Consider the following 6,634-nt stretch of genomic DNA (forward strand, 5'->3'; position numbering starts at 1 on the left):
GCCCCCGCCGCGCCCACCCCGGCACCCCGCCCATCTCGCGGCAGCAAAGCGCCGTCGGGCCCGCATGGCGGAGCCACGACGCTTCGCGCGCCCCCCCCACGGCGCCCCCCCGCGCCCACGCCGCGGCAGCAAGGCTGCGGTCAAGTGCGGGTGCGGCGGCGGGTCTTGGTGAGGGTGACCGGGTCGAAGTCGGGGTCGGCCCAGGCGGAGGCCGCGTGGATGGACTCGGCCCGGCCGGAGGCCGCGTGCTCGCGGGCCAGCGCCTCCGCGCGGTCCGCGTCCCCGGCCGAGACCGCCGCCAGCAGCGCGGCGTGCTCCGCGCACTGCTGCGCCCCGTCGCGGTCCGCCGTCAACCGGAAGAGCCAGCGCAGCTTCTGCGCGAGCGGCGCCGTCATCTGCTCCAGCAGCGCGTTGCCGGACGCCCGCACCACCGCCAGGTGGAACCCCGCGTTGGCGCGGGCGAAGTCCCGCTCGTCGCCGGCGTCGCGCGCGGCCCGCGCCGCGTCCAGCAGCCCGCCCAGCGCCGCCAGGTCGTCCGCGTCGGCACGCTCCGCCGCGCGGCGCGCGGCGAGCCCCTCCAGGCGCTCGCGGACGTCGAAGAGGTCCTCCACGTCCGCCGGGGTGAAGGGCGCGACCAGCGCCCCCTGGCGCGGCACGAGGACCACCAGCCCCTCCACCGACAGCCGCCGCAGCGCCTCGCGGACGGGCACCCGGGAGACGCCCAGCTCGGCCGCGAGGTCGCGCTCGACCATCCGCTGCCCCGGACGGAGGCCGCCCTCGACGATCCGTTCCAGCAGTGCCTCGTACGTCTCATCACTTGCGCCCACAGAAGTGGTATACCTCAACCTGAACGGTATACCACTATTGAGGAGCCGCATCGTGCTGCTGAGGAACGCCAACATCTGGGGTCGCGAGGGCCGGTGGGACATCCGGATCGCCGACACGCGCATCGCGGAGGTCGGCCGCGGCCTCGCCGCCGCGGCCGGGGACGGCGCCGTCGAGGACGGCGCCGTCGAGGACCTGGACGGCGCGCTGGTCATCCCCGGTCTCGTCGACGCGCACTGCCATGTCGACAAGACGCTGTGGAGCGGCGACTGGGTGCCGCACACCCCCGCGCCGGACCTCGTCGCGCGCGTCACCCACGAGGAGGAGAACCGGCACCGCTACGGCGTCCCCAGCGTGGACAACTCCACCGCCCTGCTGCGGGAGATGGCCGCCTCCGGCACCACCCGGATCCGCACCCACACCGACGTCGACCCGGGGGTCGGTCTGCGCGGCGTGGAGAACGTCGCCCAGGCGGCGCGGAACCTCGACGGGCGGATCGCCGTCGAGCAGGTCGCCTTCCCGCAGCGCGGCATGCTGCGCAAGCCCGGGACCCAGGAGCTGCTGGAGGAGGCGGTGCGCAGCGGCGCCGTCCAGGCCGTCGGCGGGATCGACCCGGCCGGGCTGGACAACGACCCGGTGCGCCACCTGGACGTGATCTTCGGCATCGCCGAGCGGCACGGCGCCAAGCTCGACATCCACCTGCACGACGGCGGCTCGCTGGGCGCCTGGGAGTTCCGGCAGATCATCGAGCGGACCAAGGCGCTCGGCCTGCAGGGCCGGGTGACGATCAGTCACGCCTTCGCGCTCTCCGACGCGGTCGAGGAGCGGCGCCCGGCGCTGGTGGAGGAGCTGGTCGCGGGGCTCGCGGCGAACGGGATCTCGCTCACCACGGTGGCACCGTCCCGCGGCCAGCTGCCGATCAAGGCGATGCGGGCGGCCGGCGGGGTGGTCGGCGCCGGCAACGACGGCGTGCGGGACCTGTGGTCGCCGTTCGGCGACGGCCGGATGCTGGACCGGGCGATGATGCTGGCGCACGCGCTCGGCGGCCGCCTCGACGAGGACCTGGAGCTCGCGCTGCACACCGCCACCTTCGGCGGCGCGCGGGTGCTGGGCCTGGGCGACGGCGAGTTCGGCGTCGTCGAGGGCGCGGTGGCGGACCTGGTGGCGCTGCCGGTGCGGAACGCCGCGGAGGCGGTCGTCTCGCGTCCGGTGCCGTCGCTGGTGGTGGCCGGGGGCCGGGTCGGCGCCCGGCACGGCGCGCTGGTCTGACCGGCGGCCGCGGCCCGACCAGCGGCCGAGACGGGGCTACTGACGGGTAACCGCGTCCGGTAGCGTTCCCGGTATGGCTGTTCGCAGAATCCCGGCCCGCGCGATGCGCCTGGCGCTCAATGTCTACCCGCCGTTCCTGGGCGCCGGCGTGCGCGTGGTCGGCCTCTCCGAGGACTACCGGCACGCGCGGGTCCGGCTGCGCCTCGGCCGCTTCAACCGCAACCACGCCGGCACACAGTTCGGCGGCTCGCTCTACTCCATGACGGACCCGTTCTGGGGCCTGATGGTGCTCCACAACCTGGGGACCGACCACATCGTCTGGGACAAGGCCGCCGAGATCGAGTACGTCGCCCCCGGGCGCGGCCCCGTCTACGCCGACTTCCGCCTCACCGAGGACCGGCTGGCCGAGATCCGCTCCCGCACGGCGGACGGCGAGAAGGCGCTGGTCTGGTTCGACACCGAGGTGGTGGCGGCGGACGGCACGGTCGTCGCCCGGGTGCGCAAGCAGGTCTACGCACGCCGGAAACCGGGCCGTTGACGCCTCGGTGCGAGGCGCCGGCGGCCCGGTGCTCGGGGGCGGACCGTCAGGCCCGCCCGCCGAAGAGGTTCCGGCGAAGCTTCCGCAGCGGCGCGAAGAGCCAGAGGCCCTTGCGGCGCAGCGGGTTCGTCGGGCGCGCGCTGGTCTGCGGAGCGGTCGCCGCGGACGCCGCGGAGGCGGCGGTCGCAGCGGCGGGCTCGGCGGCCGGCCGTCGGCGTGTCAGCTCGTGCATCAGCGCCGTCGCGTCCGCCTGGCTGTCCTGCGCGGGGGCAGGACCGGCGAGCACCGACAGGTAGCTGTCCACGCGCCTGCCGGCGGAGGCCATGCCGTGCCCGACTCCGGGCATGACCGGCCTCGCCGGTATCTGCATCCGTTCTGCCATCAGTTTCCCCATCCCCACTGCGATGTCACCGCGGCGGTCCTACGGCGGAGTTGAAGCACCGTAGGGACAGCAAACTAGTACCTCTCAGCCATCCGCGCCCCACCAACCCCCGGAATCCGACGCCCTGTCAGGAGAAATCCCCGGGTATCGCAACCCGATCGAGACCTTCGGCAGCGTACGCGCCCGGTTGACGGACGGGAAGGATTCCGGCCCTTCGGGCGTTGCGCGGGGCATGGGCACACGGCATGCGGATGTGGACGCGGTGCTGATCGGGGCGGGGCAGGCGGGCCTGTCGACCGCGTACTGGCTGCGCCGCTACGGCGTGCCGTTCGTGCAGCTGGACGGGGACAAGGCGGCGGGCGGGGCGTGGCAGCACCGCTGGCGGTCGCTGCGGCTCGATCTGGCCCACGGGGTGGCCGACCTCCCCGGGCTGCCGATGGAGCCGTCAGAGGCGGATCTGGCGCGTCCGGCGCGGGAGGTCGTGTCTGAGTACTACGCGCGCTACGAGCGGGAGTTCGCGCTCGGCGTGGTGCGGCCGGTCCGGGTGGCGGCGGTGCGGGACGCGGCGGACGGCGCGACCGGGGCCGGCGACCGGACGGGGCCGCTGGTCGTGGAGGCGGCGGACGGGCGGAGCTGGACGGCGCGCGCTGTGGTGAACGCCACAGGGACGTGGACCCGGCCGTTCGTGCCGTACTACCCCGGCGCGGACGTCTTCCGGGGGCGGCAGCTGCACGTGGCGCGGTACCAGGACGCGGAGGAGTTCCGCGGGCTGCGGGTGCTGGTGGTGGGCGGCGGCAACTCGGCGGCGCAGCTGCTGGCGGAGATCGCGCCGGTGGCGGCGGGGACGGTGTGGGCGACGCGGCGTCCGCCGGTCTTCCGGGAGTCGGAGTTCACGCAGGAGGCCGGGCGGGAGGCGGTCGCGGAGGTGGAGCGCCGGGTGCGGGCCGGCCTGCCGCCGGAGAGCGTGGTGAGTGTGACGGGGGTGGCGATGACGCCCGCCGTGCGGGCGGCGCGGGAGGCGGGGGCGATGGTGCGGCGTCCGATGTTCTCGCGGTTCACCGAGGGGGGCGCGGTGTGGGACGCGGACGGGTCGTTCGAGGCGGTGGACGCGGTGCTGTGGGCGACGGGGTTCCGGGCGGCGCTGGACCACCTGGCGCCGTTGGGGCTGCGGGGCGCCGGGGGCGGGATACGGATGCGCGACTGGGTGCGGGTTGCGGACGAGCCGCGGGTGATGCTGGTGGGGTACGGGCCGTCCGCGAGCACGATCGGGGCGAGCCGGGCGGGGCGGCTGGCGGCTCGCGCGGTGCGGGGTTTGCCGCCCCTGCTCCCCCCGGCCGCGTCCGGAGGGACCCCCTCCGGCACCCCGCCCGGCCGGTAGCGGCCGTGGAGCACCGTCAGGCGGTCCGGCCTCAGGCGGTCTTGACGGGGAGTTCGGTGATGCCGCGGATGGTGGTGGTGCGGCGGCGCTTGGGGCGGCGGGTGATGCGCATGTCCGGGAGGCGCTCGGCGAGCACCCGGAGGGCCACCTCGCCCTCCATGCGGGCCAGCGGGGCGCCCAGGCAGTAGTGGACGCCGCCGGAGAACGCCAGGTGCTCGGTGCGCTGGGTGCGGGCGATGTCGAAGACGTCCGGGCGGTCGTGCGCCTCCGGGTCGCGGCCCGCCGCGCCGATCAGCACGATCGCCAGGTGCCCCTTGCCGATGGTGCGGCCGGCCAGTTCCATCTCCTCGCCCGCCAGCCGGGACGTCATCTGCACCGGCGCGTCGTAGCGCAGCGTCTCCTCCACCGCGTCCGCGGCCAGACCCGGGTCGGCGACCAGCTGCTTCCACTGCCCCGGCGTGCGGTGCAGCGCCAGCAGGCCGTTGCCGAGCAGGTTGACGGTGGTCTCGAAGCCCGCGATGAGCAGCAGCTTGCAGACGCCGACCAGCTCGGCGGCGGTGATCGCCGGTTCCCCGCCGTCGAGTTCGGAGACGAGCAGCGAGATCGCGTCCTCGCCGGGCTGCCGGCGGCGCAGCTCGATCATGTCGTTGAAGAGCGCGTTGAGGTCGCGGGTGGCGGCGCGCAGCCGGTGCGCCTGCGGCAGGTTGCGCACGCCGTCCAGCGCGCCCCCGACGACGCGGCCGTAGGCGGTGAACCGGGTGGCGTCCACGTCCGGGATGCCGAGCAGTTCGGTGATGACCGCGATGGGCAGCGGCGCGCAGAAGTCGGCCATCAGGTCGACCTCGCCGAGGCGGCCGCGCCGCTCCACGTCGTCCAGCAGCCGGTTGGCGACGCGCTCGACGAGCGGCCGGTAGGCGTCGATGCGGCGCGGGCTGAACGCGGGGCGGGCGAGGCGGCGCAGCCGGGTGTGGTCGGGGGCGTCCATGGCGAGGAAGGAGAGGTCGAACTCCGGGACGGCACGGGCCTCCCGGTCCTCGGTGAGGGCGTCGTAGGGGTCGCCGGCCACCTTCCAGCGGCGGTCGCGGAGCACCGCGTGGCCGAGGGCGTGGTCCGGGGTGACCCACAGCCCGAAGGTGGAGCGGTAGAGGCCGCCCTCCGCGCGCTCGCGGATCTCCCGGTAGACCGGGTAGGGGTTGATCTTCCAGGGCAGGTGGTCGAGTCGGGCCAGCAGGTCGCCGCGGCGGGCGACCAGGCTGCCGGCGACCTGCTGGGTGGCGAGGCGGGCGCCGAGGCGGAGTTCGCCGAGCAGGGCGCTGGGGCGGAGGCCGCCGGAGCGGGCCTCCCCCGGGGTGCCGGCGGTGGCTCGGGCGGTCTGGCGGGCGGCGGTGCTCATGGCGGGATGACCTCCTGGCCGGATTTCGGGTGAGGTTTCAGGTGAGTCCGAGGAGTGCGGCGAACTGGCGTGCGGAGAAGGCGACATAGGCGTCGCTGTCGCAGAAGAGGGAGTCGTACTGGCCGAAGACGGAGAAGTTGACGGTGCCGAACAGGTGCGTCCAGGCGGCGACGGCGGCGGCGACCGCCTCCGGGGGGACGGGGTTCTCGGCGGCCTCGGCGGCGCCCAGCACCTCGGCGGTGAGCATGTCGAGCTCGTGGCGGAGGTGGTCGGAGGGCGGGGCCTCGGCGGTGGCGGCACGCAGCGCGTCGAGGTGGAGGCGGCCGGCGCGGGCGGCGTCCTGGAGGATCCGGACGATGAGCAGGCCGACGCGGCCCGCGTCGTCCATCGTCATGTCCGGGGGGCGGTAGCCGGGGACGGGGGTGCCGTAGACCAGGGCGTACTCGTGGGGGTGGGCGCGGGCCCAGCCGTGCACGGCGGTGAGGACGGCCGTCCAGCGGCCGGGGAGGTCGTCGCGGGGGACGGCCGTCTCCGCGGCCTCCGCGGCCGCGGACATCGCGTCGTGGGCGTCGGCGATGAGCCGCTCCAGGAGGCGGTCGCGGGAGGGGAAGTAGCGGTAGACGGCGGACGAGGCCATGCCGATGTCCCGGGCGACGGCGCGCAGCGAGAGGGCGGCGGGGCCGCTCTCCGCGAGGTGGCGGCGGGCGGAGTCGAGGATCGCGGTGGAGACGGCGGCGCGGGCGAGGGCCCTCGTGGGGGCGGCGGTCATGTCTGCAGTATCGGGCGGGGGTTGGCGATTGTCGAGAGCGGTGCTCTGTTTTTCGAGCGGTGCTCCGGACGTCGGGGGCC

At 75.4% G+C, this 6,634-nt stretch carries 7 protein-coding genes; 3 read left to right on the forward strand and 4 right to left on the reverse strand.

All coding sequences use genetic code 11. The features are described 5' to 3' along the window. Positions 1-140: 140 nt before the first annotated feature. Entirely contained in the window at positions 141-827 is a 687-nt protein-coding gene (locus BIV57_RS18030) for a GntR family transcriptional regulator (protein ID WP_245797787.1), read from the reverse strand. Positions 828-879: 52 nt separating this feature from the next. Between BIV57_RS18030 and BIV57_RS18035 the strand changes: the two genes are divergently transcribed. Both BIV57_RS18035 and BIV57_RS18040 read left to right on the forward strand, forming a co-directional pair. Further along, positions 880-2,094 carry an amidohydrolase gene (locus BIV57_RS18035; RefSeq protein ID WP_245797788.1) on the forward strand — a complete coding sequence of 405 codons (1,215 nt, stop codon included), beginning with the start codon at positions 880-882 and terminating at the stop codon, positions 2,092-2,094. A 73-nt stretch (positions 2,095-2,167) separates the two neighbouring features. Beyond that, a complete protein-coding gene (locus BIV57_RS18040; protein WP_071657873.1) occupies positions 2,168-2,632 on the forward strand; it encodes a YiiD C-terminal domain-containing protein in 465 nt (154 codons plus the stop codon). Positions 2,633-2,678: 46 nt separating this feature from the next. Here the strand turns inward: BIV57_RS18040 and BIV57_RS18045 are convergent, their stop codons facing one another. Next, on the reverse strand, positions 2,679-2,978 hold the full coding sequence (locus BIV57_RS18045) for a hypothetical protein (protein ID WP_139275710.1): 300 nt from the start codon (positions 2,976-2,978) through the stop codon (positions 2,679-2,681). 268 nt (positions 2,979-3,246) lie between these two features. Here BIV57_RS18045 and BIV57_RS18050 point away from each other — a divergent pair, with 268 nt between their 5' ends. Next, a complete protein-coding gene (locus tag BIV57_RS18050) occupies positions 3,247-4,392 on the forward strand; it encodes an FAD-dependent oxidoreductase (protein WP_071657875.1) in 1,146 nt (381 codons plus the stop codon). A 31-nt stretch (positions 4,393-4,423) separates the two neighbouring features. Here BIV57_RS18050 and BIV57_RS18055 read toward each other — a convergent pair whose 3' ends face one another. Together BIV57_RS18055 and BIV57_RS18060 are read right to left on the reverse strand one after the other, a co-directional pair. Beyond that, complete coding sequence (locus BIV57_RS18055; RefSeq protein ID WP_079170444.1) at positions 4,424-5,785, reverse strand: cytochrome P450; 1,362 nt, start codon at positions 5,783-5,785, stop codon at positions 4,424-4,426. A gap of 37 nt (positions 5,786-5,822) precedes the next feature. Further along, positions 5,823-6,554, reverse strand: a complete 732-nt coding sequence (locus BIV57_RS18060) for a TetR/AcrR family transcriptional regulator (RefSeq protein WP_071657876.1) — start codon at positions 6,552-6,554, stop codon at positions 5,823-5,825. Positions 6,555-6,634: the final 80 nt, after the last annotated feature.

This window comes from Mangrovactinospora gilvigrisea (assembly GCF_001879105.1).
GTDB lineage: Bacteria > Actinomycetota > Actinomycetes > Streptomycetales > Streptomycetaceae > Mangrovactinospora > Mangrovactinospora gilvigrisea.

Excerpts from the sequence above, each read along its gene's own strand:
- BIV57_RS18055 (WP_079170444.1), bottom strand. The coding sequence starts at position 5,785 with ATGAGCACCGCCGCCCGCCAGACCGCCCGAGCCACCGCCGGCACCCCG.
- BIV57_RS18045 (WP_139275710.1), bottom strand. The coding sequence starts at position 2,978 with ATGCCCGGAGTCGGGCACGGCATGGCCTCCGCCGGCAGGCGCGTGGAC.
- BIV57_RS18060 (WP_071657876.1), bottom strand. The coding sequence starts at position 6,554 with ATGACCGCCGCCCCCACGAGGGCCCTCGCCCGCGCCGCCGTCTCCACC.
- BIV57_RS18040 (WP_071657873.1), top strand. The coding sequence starts at position 2,168 with ATGGCTGTTCGCAGAATCCCGGCCCGCGCGATGCGCCTGGCGCTCAAT.
- BIV57_RS18050 (WP_071657875.1), top strand. The coding sequence starts at position 3,247 with ATGGGCACACGGCATGCGGATGTGGACGCGGTGCTGATCGGGGCGGGG.